This is a genomic window from Patescibacteria group bacterium (genome assembly GCA_041664365.1).
Classification (GTDB): Bacteria; Patescibacteriota; Patescibacteriia; order UM-FILTER-42-10; family UM-FILTER-42-10; genus JAHJEX01.
Window position 1 is genome coordinate 164,998 of record JBAYKW010000001.1, and the last position, 19,531, is coordinate 184,528.

26 protein-coding genes are annotated in these 19,531 nt (G+C 37.2%); 23 read left to right on the forward strand and 3 right to left on the reverse strand.

What is annotated here, in order from left to right:
* Positions 1–78: 78 nt before the first annotated feature.
* Genes WCW66_00875 through WCW66_00885 form a run of 3 tightly spaced genes read left to right on the forward strand, consistent with a single transcriptional unit; the run spans position 79 to position 1,321 of the window.
* Positions 79–645, forward strand: a complete 567-nt coding sequence (locus WCW66_00875; protein ID MFA6391291.1) for an NADPH-dependent FMN reductase — start codon at positions 79–81, stop codon at positions 643–645.
* A gap of 14 nt (positions 646–659) precedes the next feature.
* On the forward strand, positions 660–854 hold the full coding sequence (locus tag WCW66_00880) for a hypothetical protein (GenBank protein MFA6391292.1): 195 nt from the start codon (positions 660–662) through the stop codon (positions 852–854).
* A gap of 17 nt (positions 855–871) precedes the next feature.
* The gene (locus tag WCW66_00885) at positions 872–1,321 is read left to right on the forward strand and encodes a plastocyanin/azurin family copper-binding protein (protein MFA6391293.1); all 450 of its coding nucleotides are present in this window, start codon (positions 872–874) and stop codon (positions 1,319–1,321) included.
* Between the two features lie 44 nt (positions 1,322–1,365).
* On the opposite strand, the gene malQ is transcribed toward WCW66_00885, so the two are convergent.
* Positions 1,366–2,844 carry a 4-alpha-glucanotransferase gene (gene malQ / locus WCW66_00890; GenBank protein ID MFA6391294.1) on the reverse strand — a complete coding sequence of 493 codons (1,479 nt, stop codon included), beginning with the start codon at positions 2,842–2,844 and terminating at the stop codon, positions 1,366–1,368.
* 268 nt (positions 2,845–3,112) lie between these two features.
* On the opposite strand from malQ, the gene WCW66_00895 reads away from it, so the two are divergent.
* The 4 genes from WCW66_00895 (at position 3,113) to WCW66_00910 (ending at position 6,202) form a co-directional block, all read left to right on the forward strand.
* The gene (locus tag WCW66_00895) at positions 3,113–3,394 is read left to right on the forward strand and encodes an HU family DNA-binding protein (GenBank protein ID MFA6391295.1); all 282 of its coding nucleotides are present in this window, start codon (positions 3,113–3,115) and stop codon (positions 3,392–3,394) included.
* A gap of 118 nt (positions 3,395–3,512) precedes the next feature.
* Positions 3,513–3,851, forward strand: coding sequence for an inorganic diphosphatase (locus WCW66_00900; protein ID MFA6391296.1), 339 nt, complete (start codon positions 3,513–3,515; stop codon positions 3,849–3,851).
* A gap of 1 nt (position 3,852) precedes the next feature.
* Positions 3,853–4,722, forward strand: a complete 870-nt coding sequence (gene mutM / locus WCW66_00905; protein MFA6391297.1) for a bifunctional DNA-formamidopyrimidine glycosylase/DNA-(apurinic or apyrimidinic site) lyase — start codon at positions 3,853–3,855, stop codon at positions 4,720–4,722.
* Positions 4,712–6,202: a glycosyltransferase family 2 protein gene (locus tag WCW66_00910; GenBank protein MFA6391298.1), complete on the forward strand. Its 1,491-nt coding sequence runs from the start codon at positions 4,712–4,714 to the stop codon at positions 6,200–6,202. Before mutM ends, WCW66_00910 begins: the two co-directional genes overlap by 11 nt.
* 80 nt (positions 6,203–6,282) lie before the next feature.
* On the opposite strand, the gene fmt is transcribed toward WCW66_00910, so the two are convergent.
* Positions 6,283–7,248 carry a methionyl-tRNA formyltransferase gene (fmt, locus tag WCW66_00915; protein MFA6391299.1) on the reverse strand — a complete coding sequence of 322 codons (966 nt, stop codon included), beginning with the start codon at positions 7,246–7,248 and terminating at the stop codon, positions 6,283–6,285.
* 96 nt (positions 7,249–7,344) lie between these two features.
* On the opposite strand from fmt, the gene WCW66_00920 reads away from it, so the two are divergent.
* The 5 genes from WCW66_00920 (at position 7,345) to WCW66_00940 (ending at position 11,730) form a co-directional block, all read left to right on the forward strand.
* Complete coding sequence (locus tag WCW66_00920; GenBank protein ID MFA6391300.1) at positions 7,345–7,623, forward strand: hypothetical protein; 279 nt, start codon at positions 7,345–7,347, stop codon at positions 7,621–7,623.
* A 135-nt stretch (positions 7,624–7,758) separates the two neighbouring features.
* A complete protein-coding gene (locus tag WCW66_00925) occupies positions 7,759–7,959 on the forward strand; it encodes a hypothetical protein (GenBank protein MFA6391301.1) in 201 nt (66 codons plus the stop codon).
* A 331-nt stretch (positions 7,960–8,290) separates the two neighbouring features.
* The gene (locus WCW66_00930; protein ID MFA6391302.1) at positions 8,291–10,582 is read left to right on the forward strand and encodes a PAS domain S-box protein; all 2,292 of its coding nucleotides are present in this window, start codon (positions 8,291–8,293) and stop codon (positions 10,580–10,582) included.
* A 39-nt stretch (positions 10,583–10,621) separates the two neighbouring features.
* Positions 10,622–11,005 carry a response regulator gene (locus WCW66_00935; protein ID MFA6391303.1) on the forward strand — a complete coding sequence of 128 codons (384 nt, stop codon included), beginning with the start codon at positions 10,622–10,624 and terminating at the stop codon, positions 11,003–11,005.
* A gap of 95 nt (positions 11,006–11,100) precedes the next feature.
* Complete coding sequence (locus WCW66_00940) at positions 11,101–11,730, forward strand: methyltransferase domain-containing protein (GenBank protein ID MFA6391304.1); 630 nt, start codon at positions 11,101–11,103, stop codon at positions 11,728–11,730.
* A gap of 157 nt (positions 11,731–11,887) precedes the next feature.
* Here WCW66_00940 and def read toward each other — a convergent pair whose 3' ends face one another.
* Positions 11,888–12,367: a peptide deformylase gene (gene def / locus WCW66_00945; GenBank protein MFA6391305.1), complete on the reverse strand. Its 480-nt coding sequence runs from the start codon at positions 12,365–12,367 to the stop codon at positions 11,888–11,890.
* A 188-nt stretch (positions 12,368–12,555) separates the two neighbouring features.
* Between def and WCW66_00950 the strand changes: the two genes are divergently transcribed.
* From WCW66_00950 to WCW66_01000, 11 genes are all read left to right on the forward strand, one after another.
* Positions 12,556–13,362 (forward strand): FTR1 family protein, encoded by an 807-nt coding sequence (locus WCW66_00950; protein ID MFA6391306.1) that lies wholly within the window; start codon positions 12,556–12,558, stop codon positions 13,360–13,362.
* 82 nt (positions 13,363–13,444) lie between these two features.
* On the forward strand, positions 13,445–14,002 hold the full coding sequence (locus WCW66_00955) for an NUDIX hydrolase (protein ID MFA6391307.1): 558 nt from the start codon (positions 13,445–13,447) through the stop codon (positions 14,000–14,002).
* Positions 14,003–14,012: 10 nt separating this feature from the next.
* A complete protein-coding gene (locus WCW66_00960; protein ID MFA6391308.1) occupies positions 14,013–14,468 on the forward strand; it encodes an NUDIX domain-containing protein in 456 nt (151 codons plus the stop codon).
* A gap of 8 nt (positions 14,469–14,476) precedes the next feature.
* Entirely contained in the window at positions 14,477–14,917 is a 441-nt protein-coding gene (locus WCW66_00965; GenBank protein MFA6391309.1) for an NUDIX domain-containing protein, read from the forward strand.
* Between the two features lie 73 nt (positions 14,918–14,990).
* Positions 14,991–15,419: a MarR family transcriptional regulator gene (locus tag WCW66_00970; GenBank protein MFA6391310.1), complete on the forward strand. Its 429-nt coding sequence runs from the start codon at positions 14,991–14,993 to the stop codon at positions 15,417–15,419.
* A 32-nt stretch (positions 15,420–15,451) separates the two neighbouring features.
* Positions 15,452–16,387 carry an NAD-dependent epimerase/dehydratase family protein gene (locus WCW66_00975; GenBank protein ID MFA6391311.1) on the forward strand — a complete coding sequence of 312 codons (936 nt, stop codon included), beginning with the start codon at positions 15,452–15,454 and terminating at the stop codon, positions 16,385–16,387.
* Positions 16,388–16,448: 61 nt separating this feature from the next.
* Positions 16,449–16,811 carry a DUF1801 domain-containing protein gene (locus tag WCW66_00980; GenBank protein ID MFA6391312.1) on the forward strand — a complete coding sequence of 121 codons (363 nt, stop codon included), beginning with the start codon at positions 16,449–16,451 and terminating at the stop codon, positions 16,809–16,811.
* A gap of 11 nt (positions 16,812–16,822) precedes the next feature.
* Complete coding sequence (locus WCW66_00985) at positions 16,823–17,311, forward strand: HAD family hydrolase (protein MFA6391313.1); 489 nt, start codon at positions 16,823–16,825, stop codon at positions 17,309–17,311.
* A 2-nt stretch (positions 17,312–17,313) separates the two neighbouring features.
* On the forward strand, positions 17,314–18,051 hold the full coding sequence (locus tag WCW66_00990) for an SDR family NAD(P)-dependent oxidoreductase (protein MFA6391314.1): 738 nt from the start codon (positions 17,314–17,316) through the stop codon (positions 18,049–18,051).
* A gap of 16 nt (positions 18,052–18,067) precedes the next feature.
* Entirely contained in the window at positions 18,068–18,499 is a 432-nt protein-coding gene (locus WCW66_00995; GenBank protein MFA6391315.1) for a hypothetical protein, read from the forward strand.
* Positions 18,500–18,565: 66 nt separating this feature from the next.
* The gene (locus WCW66_01000) at positions 18,566–19,525 is read left to right on the forward strand and encodes a calcium/sodium antiporter (GenBank protein MFA6391316.1); all 960 of its coding nucleotides are present in this window, start codon (positions 18,566–18,568) and stop codon (positions 19,523–19,525) included.
* Positions 19,526–19,531 lie beyond the last annotated feature (6 nt).

The following is a 19,531-nucleotide window of genomic DNA, read 5'->3' on the forward strand; positions in this document are numbered from 1 at the left end:
AGTTATGTAAATACAAAATCAGAATTGAACAGCTGGCTGGATCCTAAACAATATATTTAAAAATTAGCTTTAAATAATATGTCAGAGAATACTTTGAATATACCGATCATTCTTGGTACGACTAGGGAAGGCCGTGAAAGTGAGAAAGTTGCGAAATATATTGAGAAAAAGGTAAAAGAAAAAACGGAAATTGTTACTAAATTAATTGATGTAAGGAAACTGGATTTCTCCGGCACAGAAGGACGTGACTTAGGTGATAAGAATATTGAGTTTAAAGAATCAATTACTAATGCTGATGGTTTGATTATAGTTACACCCGAGTATAATCACAGTTTCCCGGGTAGTTTAAAAATGGCATTGGATATGTTTTTGCCTGAATATAAACATAAAGCGGTCGGGTTATGCGGTGTTTCCGACGGCGGGTTTGGTGGCGCAAGAGCAATTGAAGGTCTGGTGTCTGTTATGAAAACACTCCGATTATCTATGATTAAACCTGATTTGAATTTCTCATTGGTTGATCAACTATTCGACAAAAATGGTAACGTTTTAGATAACTCATACGATAAAAGAATAGAGAGCTTTTTGGAGGAACTAATTTGGATGACAAAAACCCTTAAATGGGGAAGAAATAGTATTATAAATTAATATTAGGAGGAAATATGCCAAATAGGGAATATTTCTTTGCCGGTGACAAAGCACCGGAGACTGGCGAATATCTTTGTATGCCATGCGCGTATAAATCTAAAATAAAAAAAGGAGAAAAATTCCCAGAATGCGTTTCGTGCCTGGTTCCTCAGAAAAAAATAGATATTGAGGAAGTCGCTGATGATGCGTTTTGGGAAAAGGTGAGTTAATTATTAATATAAGAAATATGAAAAAGGGGATCTTTATCGCTGTTATATTATTAATCATTATAATTGCCGGTGTGTTAGCATTGACTAGGGGCAGCGAGAATAAAACGGCAAATCAAAATACTAATTCATTTGTTAATTCTGCCAATACAAATACGCGATTGAATGCCAATACAGATTCTCAATCCGAGGACGCAGTCAGAATATTTAATATCACCGGCGAAAGTTATGCTTTTTCTGTGAAAGAAATTAGAGTGAAAAAAGGTGATCTAGTTAGAATTAATTTTTCCAGCAACGGTGGAATGCATGATTGGAATATTGACGAGTTTAATGCGTCAACAATATTGGTTGATGATGGAGATTCAGATTTTGTGGAATTTACAGCAAGTAAAACGGGAACATTTGAATATTACTGCAGTGTTGAAAACCACCGAAGTATGGGTATGGTAGGCAAACTGATCGTAGAATAAGACACACCGGTAATTACTTTTATAGAGCTGTTTTGTTTGCTAGTCTACCTTTTTGCTGATTTAGTCAGTTTTCTGATATTGACGGCCAGTTCTTCTGATAGTGCGTCATTTTTCATGCGCCATTGCCAATTTTTCTTTCTGGTTGATGGTTTATTCATGCGCGCTTCAGAACCTAAATTCAGGGCATCCTGAATCGGGAAGATAAACCAGCACGCTTTCGAGCGCAGGCCCAATTCAATCAGCCTCCACGCGAAATGTTTTTTATCTGTTTTAGTGTATTTTAGAGCAAATCTTTTCTGCTGTGTTTTGCCGGATTTTGTTATCCAACCGTAAGTTGTATCGTTATCATGCGTGCCGGTATATGCCACGCAGTCAGTTGTAAAATTAGTAGGTAAATGAAAATTATTCCGTTTTCCACTGAAACCGAACTGCATTACTCTCATGCCGGGAAATTTCAGATCTTTCTTAAGCATCACAACGTCACGGGTGATATATCCCAAATCTTCTGCGATGATTGAGAGATTTTTAAATTTTGTCTTTACCTGTTTGAAAATATTTTTTCCTGGAACTATTACCCATTTTCCTTTTTTCGATGTTCGGGATTTCGGGTCAACATGCCATACAGCAGCGTACCCTCGGAAATGATCCAGTCTGACATCATCATAAAACTGAGCGGCCATCTCAATTCTGCGTACAAACCACTGGAAATTATTTTTTTTCATTTTTTCCCAGTCGTATTGAGGGTCACCCCACAGCTGTCCGCGCTTGCTGAAATAATCCGGTGGTACGCCTGATTTAGCAAGTGGCTGGTTATTTTCATCCAGCAGAAAAAGATCTCTACTGACCCAGACGTTAACACTGTCGTGAATTACAAAAAACGGAATATCGCCGAAAATCCTAACACGTTTTTTATTCGCATATTTTTTTACTTTGGCGTATTGTGAAAAAAAGATCCACTGTCCATATTGATATACTCTGATTTGCCGGTGGAGTTTTTTTTGCCAGAATTCAATCGCATGCTTGTTTCTTTTGGCAATATCCTCAGGCCAATTGAACCAGCGTGCGCCTTTGAAATGATCCTTCAGCGACATAAACAATCCAAAATCATTAAGCCATTTCGAATGGTGCTGGATGAATTTTTCCAGGCTGTCTTTTTGCTCGATCGACGCGTGTCTACGGAAATATTCATATGATGTTTCAATCAGCCTTCTTTTTTCCTGAAAAACTTTTGAATACTTCACTGGGCCAACGCGTTTTTCTTTTGGGAGAGAATTTTTATGCAATAATCCTTCATTAACTAATTCGTCCGGGCTGATTAAAAGCCAGTTACCAGCAAAAGCTGATGGTGAGGCGTATGGTGATCCTATGGAGTCGGGGATTGTCAACGGAAGAATTTGCCAAATACTCTGGCCGGACATGCTTAAAAAATCAATAAATCGGAATGCTTCTTTTCCCAAATCACCGATTCCGTACGGACTGGGTAGTGATGTGATATGCAATAATATTCCGGATTGTCTTTTCATAATACCAATCATACCATTTTATCCGGTGATATAATAGTTGCGATATTATCAGTTTAATATTCAATAGGTAATTTCAAACAGTAAAAAAATGGCTAAAATTAGCCAATAAAAAATCATAAAAAAAATTATTATTGACATAAAAATAATTTTAGCTGATGAAAATAGTTATAAACAAAGGGGAATCTATGCAAATATTGCAAATTGGTATATACTACGCATGTAATCATTAACATGTGAATAACTAATTAAGTAAAGGAATGAGAACATTATGGCATCAATGACCAAGTCTCAATTCATCGGAGCACTGGTTGAAAAAACCGGACTCCAAAAAAAAGAGGTTGTTTCGTTCATGGATAACCTGAACGAGCTGGTTTACAAGGAATGTAAATCAAACGGCGAAATCACTCTCCCGGGTTTGGGAAAGATGATCAAGAAACATCGTGAAGCACGCATGGGCCGAAACCCAGCCACAGGCGAATCGATTCAGATCAAAGCCAAAACTGTGCTGAAATTCAGAGTCGCCAAAGCAGCTAAAGACGCAATTCTCTAGTAAAATAGAAATTGAAAAGGAGGAAGAAGGACCCCGATCCGCTTTGCGCGGTGGGGTCTTTTTTATAGATATGATTCTTTATTATATGGTTTAAATAAGGTATAATTGCTGTAATGCAATGAAAAGCGAATCAAAAAAATGGCTAGGAAAAAAAGTGCAGGTAATAATTGACCGTCCGATCGGATCAATCCATCCTGATTTTCCGGAAACCAAGTACAAAGTGAATTACGGATATATTCCCGGAACTTTAGCTGGAGACGGAGATCCGATTGATGCCTATGTACTGGGAGTCAGTAATCCAATCAATGAATACGATGGTGTGGTCATTGCGTTTGTGGAAAGGGATGATGATAATGAATTTAAATTAGTAGTTGCCCAAGGTAAATACACTATCAATGAAATTAGTAACCTGATTGATTTTCAGGAGAAATATTTTAAATCAAAAATCATAATCTAATATGCCGGAACTTCCCGAAGTACAAACTATTGTTTCTGACTTAAATGTAAAATTGAAAGGACATTCCGTTCAAAAGATTTGGACTGATTGGCCAAAAAGTTTTCATCCATCCGTCTTAAGAGTTAGAAAAGGTATCGTTGGCAGGAAAGTAAACGGTGTCCGCAGACGGGCAAAAAATATTCTGATTGATTTTCAAGGCGACCAGACACTGCTGATTCATCTGAAAATGACCGGTCATTTGCTGTATCGTGATCATGATTGGAAGAACAAGGAAAGAAAAGACAGCCCGTTTTATGATTCATTCAATCAGTTTATACGCACCTGCTTTTATCTGGATAAAAATAAAGAGCTGGCCTTTTCGGATGTGCGCAGGTTCGGGGAGATTAAACTGTTTAAAACAAGTGAAGAAAATGATATTCCCCGTTTGAAAAAACTTGGTCCGGAACCGCTGAGCCGTGAATTCAAATTTGCGTTGTTTAAAACAAGACTGAAAAATAAAAAAGGATTTATTAAATCAGTTTTACTGGATCAGAATACAATATCAGGAATAGGGAACATATATGCCGATGAGATTTTGTGGGAAGCGAAGATTAATCCTAAGCAGAAAACGGACAGTTTGAATACCAAGCAAAGTATAGCAATCCACAAGGCTATTGTTAAAATACTGAAAAAAGCGGTAAAGTATCGTGGTACATCTATTTCGGATTACCGCGATGCCCTCGGCAGAAAAGGTAATTATCAAAATGTGAGAAAAGTATATAAACGAGATGGATTAAATTGCTATCGTTGCAAAACAAAACTGTCCAGGACCAAAGTGAATAACCGCGGAACAACGTATTGTTCCAAATGCCAAAAATTATATGTTCAATAAACTATCTGATTACCGTAAATATCGAATACTGGAAATTATACCCGGTGCGCTGACTTGGACGACTTTTATCACTGCAATTTCCCTGTCGTTTTTTCAGCCGATCTGGGTCATATATTTTGTAATTGTATTTGATTTGTTATGGCTCATGCGCATACTGTATCTGCAACTGTACATGATTATCTCATATCGCCGTTTTAAGAAAGCGATCAAAGTAAATTGGCTGGAGGAATGCAAAAAAAATCCCAGGTGGAATGATATGTATCATTTCATTATGTTACCGACATACAAAGAACCGATTGAAGTTATCCGGTCGACTTTCCAAAGTCTGGTAAACTCTAACTATCCGAAAGACAAATTTATCGTTACATTTGCAATTGAAGAACGTGATAAAGAGAGAGCAAGGGGAATTGCGGAAATTATGCAAAGAGAATTCGGCGATATGTTTCATAAATTACTGGTGGTTGAACACCCGGCTGGAATTCCAGGAGAAATGCCCGGCAAGGGTTCGAATATCGCCTGGGCGGGAAGAAAAACAAAAGAGTATATTGATAGTCAGAGTATCCCGTATGAAAACGTTATTGTGTCATCATTTGATGTGGATACATGTGTACACAGTGAATATTTTTCCTATTTGACGAACATGTATCTCAATCATCCGAATCCGACTAAAACCAGTTTCCAGCCAGTACCGTTGTTTAACAATAATATCTGGGATTCGCCGGCTCTGATGCGAGTAGTGGCGAACGGTACGACATTCTGGCTGATGACCGAACAGCTGCGACCGGAAAGATTATTTACATTTTCATCGCACAGCATGAGCTTCCGCGCATTAGTAGACATTGATTTTTGGCAAAATGACATTGTGACGGAAGATTCCAGAATATTTTTGCAGTGCTTTTTGGAATACGACGGTGACTATACTGTAACCCCGATGTATATACCGGTTTCCATGGATACGGTTATGGGGAGTACACTTTGGCAGAGTCTGAAAAATCAATACAAACAGCAAAGGCGCTGGGCATACGGCATAGAGCATTTTCCATACATGCTTTGGTTTTTTAAGAAGAATAAAAAAATTAAATGGCATCAAAAATTCCACTATGTGTGGAATATGGCGGAAGGCCACTATTCATGGGCAACCGCGCCTATTCTGATATTTATTTTAGGCAGATTACCAATAGCGGTGGCGCACTATCAGGAATCTTCTTCAATAGCTGCTCAAACAGTGCCGTACGTTCTGGAATGGCTGATGACGGCTGCGTTGATCGGTCTGATTTTAATGGCAATATTCAGTACTACACTGCTTCCAAAAAGACCGGAGCAAAAGCACAGGATTAAATTTGTTGAAATGCTTTTGCAGTGGGTGTTATTTCCAATCACTATGATTGTATTCGGATCTATTCCGGCAATCGATGCTCAGACCAGGCTGATGCTGGGTAAATACATGGGTTTTAATGTGACGGAAAAAATTAGAAAATAGGGTGTTTAAAAAGGGTATAGGGATTAGGGGAAAGGTGGAGAAAATACGGAGTATAAATGGTAAATACGAATTGCCAGCTTTCATTCAAGCTGAGCATTTTTAAAATCTGGATTACCGTTGATAAACTCATTGGCGGTTTGCAACCTTTTTCCTTCTAGCTGGAGTTTTAAAATTTTCAAATTGCCTTTGCCTGAACCGATTAATATTGAATTATCAGTATAGGATATTTTGCCCGGATCAAGCTGAATTTTTGCATCTGAAATATCCGCAGAATGTATTTTCAATGTTTTTCTGTCATGCTTGCAAAAAGAACCCGGCCACGGATAATACGCTCTGATCTGTCTAGCTATCTGCTGCGCATCTTTAGTCCAGTCTATTCTGCCGTCTTCTTTTTTTATGATTGCTGTTTTTGTAGCAATTGAGTCGTCTTGTGGTATGGGCTTTAACTTTTCGTTCAAATAATCAATCAGTGAATCTTTCAGTATATCCGCTCCGAGCAGAGCCAATTTATCATGCAGTGATTCAAAATTATCTTCATTACTGATCGGAATTATTTTTTGTTTGATAATTGCACCCGTATCCAGACCGGCATCAATCTTCATTAGAGTAACTCCCGTTTCTGTTTCACCATTTAAAATTGCCGCTTGAATCGGTGAAGCTCCTCGGAATTTCGGCAAAAGCGATCCATGAATATTTAGCCATCCATGCTTAGGCATATCTAGGACTTTTTCCGGTATGATTTTTCCGTAAGCCACAACTATTGCAACGTCAAGTTCAAGATCAGAAAGGCACTGATCGAACTTTGTTGATTTAATTCGTTCCGGCTGACAGACCGGCAGATTATATTTTTCTGACAGTTTTTTAACCGGCGGGGCAGTCAACTCCTGTTTTCGACCGACCGGCTTGTCCGGTTGAGTAACAGCGGTAACCATATCTATCTCCGGCATGGAAAGCAGTGCCTGCAGTGCGGGTACGGCAAAATCCGGAGTACCAAAAAAAGCAACTCGGAATTTATGGTTATTAGTATTTTGGTTCTTATCAGTCATGATTCAAAGTATGGTATACTACTGCTACAGTATGACCCAAGTTCAGATAATATTCAAGAATAATCATTAATAAAACTAGAATCGAGAACAACGGATATGGTCAAAAATGCGGTTGCCAGGATAGCACTGCTTGATCGGATCATGTATTTTATGGGTATTGCGATACCAATATTGACCTCCTCACAAGTATTGAAAATTTGGCTGAGTAAAAATGCTGATGGAGTCTCATTATTGGCCTGGGCCACTTATGCGATTAATTCAATATTGTGGGTGTACTACGGAAAACTGCATAGGAAAAAACCGGTAATATTTGCAAACCTGATGTGTTTTGTAATCAATATCATGGTTGTTATCGGGACAATAATTTATAGCTAAAATTTCCAGTATTGAGCCCGTTAGAGGATTTTTTTCAAACGGGCTTGACAAAATTATTTTGGAGTGATACAATTCCGAGAAGCTCATTTTGTTTTCACCCCGAACGCGCTGTTTCAGCTTTGAAAGGACAGAGCAATGACGGAAGAACCGCTCAAAGAACTGCATGATTTGGATCAACGTGATCCTCTCATCGATGGGGGCATCGAGTTCTGGAAAGGCGAATGGCACGCGGTGCCGCGCGCCGGAAAGATCTTCATTATTGTCCTTACGGTGGCGTTTATGATGATGTTTGTCCACGACATCTACGTGGAAATCAATCTCCCAGCAGTGCAATAAAGAGTGTCTGAAATGAGCTCTTTTTTTATAGTAAAAATATTTAAATATGGATAATATACTGACGAAAATTATAGAATGACTATTTGTTAGAGACTAAATAAACGCTAATATTAGAACTATACTACAAATAATTCATATGTATGCATATCCTTATTCTTTACATATATATGACAATTTAGTAAAATTAATAGTGTCTTTTATCATAAAATTAGCAGTTTTGCATGAATTAAGTAATGATTCAGCTTCAGCAAAAATTATGTAAATAAAATAAATTATAAAAAATTAAAGAATCATTATTACAAATCAAACTTAATGATTCTAACCAAATTAAATGGTAAAGAACATTACATCTCAAGAATCGAAAAATATATTAATCAAATCTGAGCTTCGTTATCGCAGACTTTTTGAAACCGCACAGGATGGCATACTATTGGTTGATTATAGCAATGGAATGATTCTGGATGTAAATCCTTACTTAATAAAAATGCTTGGTTACCCCAAGTCTATTTTTTTAAAAAAATATCTTTGGGAAATTGGAATTTTTAAAGACATTGCGGCATCTAAAAATAATTTCAAAATACTAAAGAAAAAGAATTATGTCCGCTTTGAAGATCTACCGCTTGAATCAAAAAATGGAAATAGAGTAGATGTTGAATTTGTCTCTAACGTCTATAAAGTCGGTAATGAAACAATCATTCAGTGCAACATACGGAATATCACAGATCGTGTGGATGCGGTAAAGCGCATGAAGGACAGTGAAAGGCAATTCAGGCATCTCTTTGAAAATATGGATAGCGGAGCTATTATTTATCGGCCAATAAAAAATGGTAATGATTTTATAATTATAGATTTAAATAAAGCGGTAGAAAAGATAGAAAAAGTTCAAAAAGATAAGATAATTGGTAAAAGTATTTTGAAAGTATTCCCGGGTATAAAAGATTTCGGTCTTTTTAGTGTTTTGCAAAAAGTATGGAAAACCGGCAGATCAGCACATCATCCAATTTTGTTTTATCAAGATAAACGAATAACCGGTTGGAGAGAAAATAGGGTCAATAAGCTTCCGAACGGAGATATTTTTACTATCTATAATGATCTTTCCGAGCGTCGAGAAATGGAGCATCATATCGAAACATCTGAACTTCGATATCGGAGACTTTTCGAAACGGCTAAAGATGGAATTTTGCTATTAGACTTTTATACCGGTATGATCATCGATGTGAACCAATATCTGATTGATATGTTAGGGTATCCTAAGTCAGTTTTTTTGAAAAAATATCTTTGGGAGATCGGTACATTTAGAGATATAGCAGCTTCAAAAGATAATTTTAAGACACTGCAGAAAAAGAAATATGTCCGCTTTGAAGATCTGCCACTGGTAACAAAAAAAGGAGAAAAGGTGGCGGTTGAGTTTGTTTCAAATGCCTACAAGGTAGATGGGGAAAAAATTATTCAGTGTAACATTCGTAACATTACAGATCGGAAAAGGGCTCAACAAGAGACGATAGATAAAGTAAATGAGATTAGTTTGAGAGATGAGGCAATCTTAGATTCAATCGGAGAGGCTGTCTTTGCGTGTGATCGGAATGGAATAATATTTATCTACAACAGAATTGCTGAACAAATGATCGGTGTTTCTGTAAAAAACGCTATTGGTAAACATTACAATAAAATAGTAGATTTTGTTAAAGCAAGTGACGGTAAACCCGGGGATGATTTTATAAAAAAAGCAATCAAAGAGGATAAAATTACAAGAATGTCTATTAAGACACTTTTAATCAATACCAATGGCGATAAAATACCGGTGCTGGAGGTTGCTTCGCCAATAAAAGATTTAGCGGATAAAATTGTCGGCACGGTCGTTGTTTTTCATGATGTTACGAAGGAATTTCAAATAGATAAGGCAAAAACGGAATTTGTTTCACTTGCATCACATCAACTCCGCACTCCCTTAGCCAGTATCAACTGGACCAGCGAAATGCTTCTTAATAACGATTTCGGCAAAATCTCAGAAAAACAAAAGGAAGGTTTGAAAATAGTTCACAGTTCAGGCAGAAGAATGGCCGTGCTAATTAGCGCGCTTCTGAATGTTTCCAGATTGGAACTTGGTACTTTTCCCGTTAATTCAAGGCCATTAAAATTAGCAAAAATCTGTGATGAAGTGCTGGAAGAATTACGTGAAGATACTAGATCAAAGCAAATCAAGATCGTGAAAGAATATTTTAAAGGTGAATTTCAGATTAATGCCGATCCAATTCTTTTGAAAATTATATGCCAGAATATAATTGCTAATGCTATTCGTTACTCGAAATCACAATCAGAAGTTACTATTAAAATTGATAAAGATAAATATAATATTTTACTGAGTGTCAGTGATCATGGGATTGGTATTCCAAAAGAAGAACAAGTAAAAGTATTTACTAAATTGTTCCGCGCGAGTAACGCTCAGCAAATGGAGACAGATGGTACTGGATTAGGGCTATATATTGTAAAATCAATTTTGGATTCAACTGGTGGTAAGATTTGGTTTAGTTCCGTGCTAGGTAATGGTTCTAAATTTTATGTGTCAATTCCACTGACTGGCATGCTATCTAAAAAGGGGACCAAACCACTCGAAATTTTATAACAAAATAAATTTAAATATTAGAACAACTATTTCACACCTATGACAAATACAAAAAAGAAACTACTAATTATAGAAGATGATGAGGCAATCCTTTTTTCTTTAAAGAAAAAACTTGAATTAATACCAGAAATTCAGATTTTTAGTGCTTTGAATGGTGAGGAAGGGTTAAAGATTGCAATCGATGAAACACCGGACCTGATATTATTGGATATTGTATTGCCAAAAATGAATGGTTTAGAGATGCTGAAAAAATTTCGGCAGAAAAATCCATCGAAAGATGTAAAAGTGATTATTTTGTCAAATCTTTCTAATACCAATGTGGAAGCAGAAGCAGTGGAGTTAGGAGTGAAAATGTATATAATTAAGGCGGACTGGAAGCTCGAGGATGTAATAACCAAGGTTAAAGAGAGTCTGGAAATATAATAGTATATTTCAAAATGATAATCTTAATTATCAATGATTTTTGTGATTAATAATATATCTAGGTAAAAATTTGTATAGTAATTTATCATAATAAAATGACAATTTGGAATAATATATATAGCGATTATCAAAAAGGTGGGGAGGCTTGGGCGAGTTTAAAAGAAAGTCTGCTTCCACGTTTTGTCACTTTCGTTCAGAATAATGAATTTAATGAAAAAAGTGCTTTTGATATCGGAGTTGGCACAGGAAAATATTTGGCTTATCTGAAGAATTTAGGATTTGCAATCGCCGGAATTGATTCAAGTGAGGTTGCTGTTGAGATGACCAAAAAAGTTTTGGACAGTGATACAAATGTGCTGTGCGTTAACATGTATGAATATGAAATTCCGGAAAATAGATATGATTTTATATTTTCAATTTCTACAATATATCATGGCACAAAGAAGGAAGTAATAAGCCTGTTAGATCAAATTTATTATAAAATTATGCCTGGAGGCAAGATATTTATAACTCTGCCGGATACGGCAAGTAGCAAAAATTGGAAAACATTTAAAGAGAGTAAAGAAACATCTCCCGGAACATATATCCCTCAAACCGGACCGGAAAAAGGTTTACCACACAGTTTTTTTTCAGCGCAGGAAATTAGTAATATTTTTTCGAAATTTAGTAAAGTTGAATTTGAGTTAGGAGACAAAGGGAAATGGTGTATCATGGGGCAGAAGTAGTTATCAAGTTTGAATAAAGTATTATCTTTGCGACAAACTTATCAAAATGCTTGTCTATGGTGGCAATAAAAAAACAAGCTGTGAAAACAGCTAAGGGTGATGGTAAGATATACCGTGAATTGAAAAATAGTTTTATTAAGTCAATTATCAAAAATAACTAAAGGATATTGTCATCCTGCGGATCGCGGGTTTTTTTGACCATCTTGTCGATAAAAAGTATGCCATTCAGGTGGTCAACCTCGTGCTGGATTACTCTGGCGAGCAAACCTTCCGCCTTAATTGTAAATAACTTTCCAGTGCTGTCCAAGGCATTGGCCTTAATTTTTTTTGATCGCTTAACCATGCCAAAAATTCCTGGTACACTGAGGCATCCTTCTTCAGCAATCTCGGTGCGGATCGATTTTATTATAATTTTCGGATTGATCATCACCAATGGTTTATCTTTATGATTGATAATAATCATCTGAATTGATTCGCCGACCTGCGGGGCGGCGATACCAATCCCGTCCTCTTGAATCATAGTTTCTGTAAGTATTGGGATCAGTTTCTGAATAGCTGCATCTAGCGGATTTTTGATTGTTTCCGCTTTTTTTCTCAATATTGGACTAGGGTTGATAACAATGGGTAGAGTTGGCATTTGATTGAAATATTGGTAATTTTGCACAAATCACGGGTTATAAGTATAATTAGACTACCGCATGTTTGCAAAATGTGCAAATTTGCCTGAATTTAGATTTTAGAGTACTGCTTGGCTAGAGGCAGGCTCAATAAATATTAAACTGTAGAGAATTAATCTATTTGAGCAACTTGTTACCCGGAATCATCATGTCATTTCGGGAGGGGCTGGAGGCATTTTTAATCCTAATATTGATATTCAGATTTTTAACAAAAACTGAAAATCAACATTTAAATCGAAGCGTTATCTATGGCTTTATATCCAGTATCGTCTTTTCTTTAGTTTTCGGGGGGCTACTGTTTATTATCGGATCACAGTTCGATAACCTGGATGAAATCGGTAAGGTATGGGAAAGCATAATCAGCATTGTAGCTGTCGGATTTGTTACGTCGTTTATTATCTGGATGATACGTCATGGCGACGGTATAAAAAGTTATGTAGAAAGCAAAACGGCTTTCAGACTTACAAAAAAGGGGATATACATTATATCGTTTGTGCTGGTGGGTAGAGAGGGTGTGGAAATCGCGTTATTCTCATTTGCCGGTCAGTACCATTACTTATCAGTTGTCATCGGAATATTCCTTGCTATGATTGTTGCGCTGGGAATATTCTTCTCACTGTTTAGGATAAATATTTCTGTTTTATTTAAAATCACACTCCTTTATATAATTATTCAGGTTGGTTATTTATTGGGATATGGAATCCACGAGGGATTATCGGCACTTAATTCCACCGGTTACCTGGAATCAAATAGCTTCCTGCTGACCAAAGCATATGATATGTCAAATACTGTTTTGAATCACAAGGAAGGTATAATCGGATTGCCCTTGAATATTCTGGTCGGTTGGTATTCCAAACCGGAATGGACCCAGTTATTTGCACAATATACATTTACAATCTACCTATTACTCTACTGGTTAAGTTACAATCGGAAAAAATCGAAATTAAGCGTATAATGGTATAATATGATAATATAAAGATATTAAACTATTCTTTAGTATTGTAATAATTTATTGAAAATCAGGCATTTCTCATAATATGAAATTTCCAAAAAATTCGAAAAAGGTATTTACAGGAAAAATATTCAGTGTATATCAATGGCGCCAGAAGATGTATGACGGGACGTATAAGATATTTGAAGGTGCCTATCGAAAGGCAACTGTTGATATTATTGCAACGGTTGGTGATAAAATAATCGTACTGAAGCAGGAACAGCCAACTAAACCGCTTTTTCCGTCGCTTCCGGGTGGTGGTATTGAAAGCGGCCAAACTGCTTTACAAACCGTAAAAAGGGAACTGCTGGAAGAAACCGGGTTTGCTGCAAAAAAAATTATTAAATATAAATATTTTGAAGGAACTCCCAAGATAATATTTCATCAGTTTGTTTTTATAGCCAAAGAATGTGCCAAAGTTTCCGATCAGCATCTGGATAGCGGTGAAAGAATTACAGTTACTTTTAAAACCTTTGATCAGTTTTTGCAGCTTTGCCGTGACGAACGTTTTACCGCAGTACTCGGCCTACGATTTATAATGTATGAAGCACTTTTGGATCGGAAAAAATATATGGAATTGAAAAAAGTGATATTCAAAAAATAGACGAAAACTTATGCCCAAGAGAGACTATTACCACATATCTTTAAAGCTGATTTTAAAAAATGAAAAAGACGAAGTTTTGGTATTGGGTTCAGACCCGAAAGGGAGTCTGTTAGGCAAATATGATTTGCCCGGCGGTAGAATTGACGAGTCGGAATTTAGTACTCCCTATGAGCAAATTATCAGACGCGAAGTTTCCGAGGAAGTCGGTAATATTGAATTATCACTAAATCAAAAGCCGGTCGCCATCGGTCGCCATTTAATTCCGAAAAAATTAACGAGTGAGAATAAGGATATTCACATCATGTATATATTTTTTGAAGCAAAAATGATCAGTGGCAACATACAGATCAGTTCAGAACATAATGGATATAAATGGGTTAAACTTGGCGAGAATGATCCCGCTGACTATTTCACATCCGGTATTTTGGAAGGAATAAATATGTATCTATCTAATTCTAATAAATAATTTATAAAATGAAGATCAAAGTCATTTGCGGTGCCGTGGTTGTAAAAGATAATAAATTTGTGATAGTCCAGGAAGCACAAGGTCTCGTGCGCGGTCTGTGGAATATTCCGGCCGGCCATCTGGATGACGAAGAGGATCTTAAAAGTGCGGCTGTACGAGAGGTGAAAGAGGAGACGGGTCTGGATGTTAAACTGGAAGGTCTGATTGGCATTTACCAACATAAAAGCTTGCATGGCAATAATGTCGTTGGCTTTTATTTCAAAGCGTCTGTACTAGGCGGTGAGCTGTTAATTAATCCTGTTGAAATCCTTGATTCCAAATGGGTAACTTTTGAGGAGTTTTTGAATTACCCAGAAAATATTGTCCGAGCGCTACTGTTGAAAACAGTCATCAAAGACTATTTGGATCATGGCTCTGTTGATAATAGAATAAATAGCGGAATTAATTAGTAACCTGTTAACATTGACAGCTAGATTTAGTTGATATATACTTGATATGTTAAGTAAATATTAATTGACCATTATGACAACAGTAAATCCTTCGCTAAAACTATTTATTAATTTATCCCGTGTTCTGACCGAAAACAGCCGTAGATTCAACGGCGGACTGGACGGAATAGGATTTAACGAATTTGTGATACTTTTTCATTTGAACCAAGCGGAAGGTGCTAAAATGCGCCGGATTGATTTGGCTGAAAAAATGGGTCTGACCGCGTCCGGCGTGACCAGAATTCTGGCACCAATGGAGAAAATAGGACTGGTGAAAAGAGAAGCTTCAACCGGTGATGCCCGCGTAAGTTTTGTAGCTATAACTACAAGCGGGCAACGCAATTTAAAAGAGACTCTAGTCCATTCGGAACCGTTTTTTGAGGAGATATTTCCAAGCGAGAAATTGAAAAAAATTTCCGGTCTATCAGATTTACTGATCGAACTGGGTGGGGCGGTTAAATAATATTATTAGCTAATTAGCATTATTGTTAAAACATGAAAAAAATCATTGTCACCGGTGCAACCGGGCAAATCGGGTCGGAACTTGTGGATGAGTTAAGAAAAAAGTACGGCAAGGATCAAGTCGTTGCTGTCGGCCATTCCAAACCTAAAGCGGGCGACGACAATAGCGGACCGTTTGAAAGTGTGGATGTAACAAATAAACAAGCATTGGATGAATTGGTAAAAAAGCATGAGCCGGATACAATTTTTCATTTGGTTGGAATATTGTCGGCTACCGGAGAGAAAAATCCGGAATTAGCCTGGAATGTAAACATGGGTGGTCTGAAAAACGTCCTGGATATTTCTATCGCCCGCGGAGTGAAACATGTTTTTTGGCCAAGTTCAATTGCAGCGTTCGGACCGACTACGCCCCGCGATTTTACTCCTCAGCATACAATTTTAGAACCGACCACAATATACGGTGTAACAAAGGTTGCCGGGGAACTTTTGTGCCAGTACTATTTTAAAAAATTTGCACTGGATATCCGCAGTCTGCGCTACCCGGGGTTAATTAGCTATAAAACCCCTCCGGGTGGAGGCACGACAGATTACGCAGTGGCAATATATTTTGATGCAATAAAAAATAAAACATATGATTGTTTTGTCGGACCGGATACTGTCCTGCCAATGATGTACATGGCTGACGGTGTCCGTGCAACGATAGAATTAATGGAGGCTCCGGCGGAAAATATCAAGGTGCGTACAAGTTACAACCTTACTGCTATGAGTTTTTCTGCGGAAGAGCTGGCAGAGTCAGTCGCCAAGCACATTCCTGATTTTGTATGTACATACAATCCGGATGAACGTCAGAAAATAGCTGACTCGTGGCCGAAATCGATAGATGACAGCGCTGCCAGAGCGGATTGGGGTTGGAAACATGAATTTGATCTGGATAGGATGACGGCTGACATGCTTAAAAATGTGAAATAATTATTGATTATTAATCAAAATTTATAAGGATTAATTTTCTAGGAAGGTCTAGTCATAATTTATGAAGGATTTTAAAACGATTAATGATTACATCAAATCGTTTCCGGAAAGTACGCAAGTGCTGCTAAAGAAGATGAGAAAGACAATTACGGAGGCCGCGCCCACCGCAGATGAAGCAATAAGATATGGCATGCCAACATTCAGGCTTAATGACAGAAATCTGGTACATTTTGCTGGGTATGCCAAGCATATTGGTTTTTATCCGGCGCCGAGCGGTATTATTGCATTCAAAAAGGAATTATTTAATTTCAAAACTTCCAAAGGCGCAATTCAGTTTCCGATTAGTGAAGAACTACCACTTGCTCTGATAAAAAAGATTGTAAAATATCGAGTAAAAGAGAATGCAGGACGAATAAAGAAGTAAAAGAAAGATACATGATAAAAGCAATTGTCAGTGATTTTTCCAGGGTAGTGTTACTACCGAATGATGAAACCTATACCGGGGGTCTTAATGCGTTGCATAAAAAATTATCCAAAGACGGGGAATATGATTTTTGGAATTACTTCCGATTAAACAGTGATTTAGTTGATTTTTACAAATCTATCAGTAGTAAAGTTGATGTATATATTTTTACAAAAGGATATATCCAAGAATACCCTGTATTGAAAGAAAAAATTAGAGGAAGTTTTAAGAATATTTTTAGCGCCTCAGAATTAGGAATAAAAAAAGATAACGACGAATCATATCGGATAATTGCGGATCTAATTAAAATTGAGCCAGAACAAGTAATTTATATCGACGACAATCAGGATAATTTAAATTCAGCAAAAAAAGCAGGTATGCACGTAATTTGCTATAATTCAAATGAACAGGTGATCAATAGTATTAGTGAGGAACTAAAATTAAACATTAATAAAAATTAAATATGAGATTAGAAAATAAGGTCGCAATAGTAACAGGATCAGCATCCGGAATAGGCAAAGCGATCGCTGAACAATTTATAAAAGAAGGAGCCAAAGTTGTTTTCAGTGACATTAACGGAGATGATTCAATTTCTGCGGAATTTGGTGACAAGGCAATATTTGTAAAATGTGATGTATCAAAATCGCAGGATGTAAAGAATTTAGTTGAAAAAACATTAGCACATTTCGGACAGCTGGATGTAATGGTGAATAATGCCGGAATCGGCGGTTTGGGCGGGATTATTGATATTACGGATGAGAGTTGGGAAAAAACAATCGGAATCAACCTTTCCGGAACAATGTTTGGGATGAGAGCAGCGGCTGGCGTCATGAAAGATAAAGGTATAAAAGGTTCAATTATTAATTTGAGTTCAATACTTGGAAAAGTGGGTTTCAGCGGTGCGATAGCCTACTGTGCGTCAAAAGGAGGAGTTGTTCAGTTAACTCATGCCGGGGCTTTGGACTTAGCACCGGACCAAATCAGGGTAAATGCCATTGCGCCGGGATTTATAGAAACGAATATGACTAAGGATGTTCTTGAGATGAAAGAGTTTAACGATTTAGTTATATCATCAACGCCACTCGGTTATGTCGGCAAGACTGAGGACATTGCTAACGCAGCAGTATATTTGGCATCGGACGAATCCGGCTATGTAACCGGTACCGTGATTTATGTAGACGGCGGTTGGACAGCTAAATAAATACAAAAATATTCATATGAAAATAGGATTAATGCACAGCCTGGATTTTTCTAACGAAGTTCTGGCGATAAAAAAGCAACTGGAGGAAAAAGGACACAGTGTTTCCATGTGTTATTCAGTTTCAAAAATAGAGAACGGAATATTCAGTGTTCAGGAAGTATTGGATTTGAAAAAATCCGGTAATTTTTCTGACTATACTATTTCCAAGGATTTGATCAGATGGAATTGGGAACGGATGAAGAAAGATGATGCTATCCTGGTTATCAATCTAGATAAAAATGGAATTGAAAATTATATCGGCGGTAATACATTCCTAGAAATAGGATTTGCGCATGTACTGAATAAGAAAATATTTTTGTGGAATGATGTCCCGGCAATGCCTTATTCTGACGAGATAAAAGCAATGCAGCCAGTGGTAATTAACCACAATTTAGATTTGATTGTTTAGGTATTAGAGCGTTGCCGGTTTAGGTTCACGATGATATAATTACTGATAATATTTAATAAAATTTCAATGCTAACGTATATCTTGTTTGTAATTGGATTCGTAGTTTTAATTAAAGGAGCGGATCTCCTGGTGGACGGCGCGGCTTCGGTCGCCAAAAAAATGAAAGTATCCAGCATCGTGATTGGACTCACGATTGTGGCTTTTGGAACGTCCGCGCCGGAGTTCATTGTAAATATCTTCGCCAGTTTTCAGGGCAATACTGAAATTGCCATTGGTAATATTTTGGGCAGTAATATCGCCAATATACTTCTTATTCTGGGAATCTCAGCCATTATATTTCCATTAGTATCAAAGAAAAATACAGTTTGGAAAGAAATACCACTCGCACTGCTCGCGGCGCTTTTGCTTGGGGTTATGGCAAACGACATTCGAATTGATAATGGAATATATTCCGGTTTGACCAGGATTGACGGTATGGTACTTTTAAGTTTCTTTATCATATTCATGTATTATACTTTCGGAATATCAAAAGTAACTGGAGATGGTGCGGACGATGGTAATATCAAAAAGATGAGTTATCCAATGGCTACACTCTACATAATTGGTGGACTAGTACTATTGATATTTGGAGGAAAATGGATTGTGGATGGTGCGGTTAAAATTGCCGAAGCATTTAATGTTAGTGAGTCGCTGATCGGTTTGACGGTTGTTGCGGTCGGCACATCCCTACCTGAGCTTGCGACGTCCGCAATCGCCGCCCGCAAAAAACAAACTGATATTGCAATTGGAAATATCGTCGGGTCGAACATCTTTAATATTTTCTGGATTCTGGGTGTAAGTGCTTTGATTCGACCACTCCCTTTCAGCCCCACAAATAATGTAGATATTATAATGACGGTTGTAGCAAGCGTGATTCTTTTTATGATTATGTTTATCGGAAAGCGCCATACGATAGAAAGATGGCAGGGGGTGTTAATGATCATGATTTATGTCGGTTATGTCGTATTTTTGGTCATGACTAAATAGATTAAA

What these genes read in the sequence shown, in the direction of transcription:
- WCW66_00950 (MFA6391306.1), top strand. Translation starts at nt 12,556, where the DNA reads ATGTCATTTCGGGAGGGGCTGGAGGCATTTTTAATCCTAATATTGATA.
- WCW66_00895 (MFA6391295.1), top strand. Translation starts at nt 3,113, where the DNA reads ATGGCATCAATGACCAAGTCTCAATTCATCGGAGCACTGGTTGAAAAA.
- WCW66_00875 (MFA6391291.1), top strand. Translation starts at nt 79, where the DNA reads ATGTCAGAGAATACTTTGAATATACCGATCATTCTTGGTACGACTAGG.
- WCW66_00955 (MFA6391307.1), top strand. Translation starts at nt 13,445, where the DNA reads ATGAAATTTCCAAAAAATTCGAAAAAGGTATTTACAGGAAAAATATTC.
- mutM (MFA6391297.1), top strand. Translation starts at nt 3,853, where the DNA reads ATGCCGGAACTTCCCGAAGTACAAACTATTGTTTCTGACTTAAATGTA.
- WCW66_00995 (MFA6391315.1), top strand. Translation starts at nt 18,068, where the DNA reads ATGAAAATAGGATTAATGCACAGCCTGGATTTTTCTAACGAAGTTCTG.
- WCW66_00925 (MFA6391301.1), top strand. Translation starts at nt 7,759, where the DNA reads ATGACGGAAGAACCGCTCAAAGAACTGCATGATTTGGATCAACGTGAT.
- WCW66_00880 (MFA6391292.1), top strand. Translation starts at nt 660, where the DNA reads ATGCCAAATAGGGAATATTTCTTTGCCGGTGACAAAGCACCGGAGACT.
- WCW66_00910 (MFA6391298.1), top strand. Translation starts at nt 4,712, where the DNA reads ATGTTCAATAAACTATCTGATTACCGTAAATATCGAATACTGGAAATT.
- fmt (MFA6391299.1), bottom strand. Translation starts at nt 7,248, where the DNA reads ATGACTGATAAGAACCAAAATACTAATAACCATAAATTCCGAGTTGCT.
- WCW66_00885 (MFA6391293.1), top strand. Translation starts at nt 872, where the DNA reads ATGAAAAAGGGGATCTTTATCGCTGTTATATTATTAATCATTATAATT.
- WCW66_00930 (MFA6391302.1), top strand. Translation starts at nt 8,291, where the DNA reads ATGGTAAAGAACATTACATCTCAAGAATCGAAAAATATATTAATCAAA.
- WCW66_00970 (MFA6391310.1), top strand. Translation starts at nt 14,991, where the DNA reads ATGACAACAGTAAATCCTTCGCTAAAACTATTTATTAATTTATCCCGT.
- WCW66_00990 (MFA6391314.1), top strand. Translation starts at nt 17,314, where the DNA reads ATGAGATTAGAAAATAAGGTCGCAATAGTAACAGGATCAGCATCCGGA.
- WCW66_00960 (MFA6391308.1), top strand. Translation starts at nt 14,013, where the DNA reads ATGCCCAAGAGAGACTATTACCACATATCTTTAAAGCTGATTTTAAAA.
- WCW66_01000 (MFA6391316.1), top strand. Translation starts at nt 18,566, where the DNA reads ATGCTAACGTATATCTTGTTTGTAATTGGATTCGTAGTTTTAATTAAA.
- def (MFA6391305.1), bottom strand. Translation starts at nt 12,367, where the DNA reads ATGCCAACTCTACCCATTGTTATCAACCCTAGTCCAATATTGAGAAAA.
- WCW66_00975 (MFA6391311.1), top strand. Translation starts at nt 15,452, where the DNA reads ATGAAAAAAATCATTGTCACCGGTGCAACCGGGCAAATCGGGTCGGAA.
- WCW66_00935 (MFA6391303.1), top strand. Translation starts at nt 10,622, where the DNA reads ATGACAAATACAAAAAAGAAACTACTAATTATAGAAGATGATGAGGCA.
- WCW66_00920 (MFA6391300.1), top strand. Translation starts at nt 7,345, where the DNA reads ATGGTCAAAAATGCGGTTGCCAGGATAGCACTGCTTGATCGGATCATG.
- WCW66_00965 (MFA6391309.1), top strand. Translation starts at nt 14,477, where the DNA reads ATGAAGATCAAAGTCATTTGCGGTGCCGTGGTTGTAAAAGATAATAAA.
- WCW66_00985 (MFA6391313.1), top strand. Translation starts at nt 16,823, where the DNA reads ATGATAAAAGCAATTGTCAGTGATTTTTCCAGGGTAGTGTTACTACCG.
- WCW66_00940 (MFA6391304.1), top strand. Translation starts at nt 11,101, where the DNA reads ATGACAATTTGGAATAATATATATAGCGATTATCAAAAAGGTGGGGAG.
- WCW66_00900 (MFA6391296.1), top strand. Translation starts at nt 3,513, where the DNA reads ATGAAAAGCGAATCAAAAAAATGGCTAGGAAAAAAAGTGCAGGTAATA.
- WCW66_00980 (MFA6391312.1), top strand. Translation starts at nt 16,449, where the DNA reads ATGAAGGATTTTAAAACGATTAATGATTACATCAAATCGTTTCCGGAA.
- malQ (MFA6391294.1), bottom strand. Translation starts at nt 2,844, where the DNA reads ATGAAAAGACAATCCGGAATATTATTGCATATCACATCACTACCCAGT.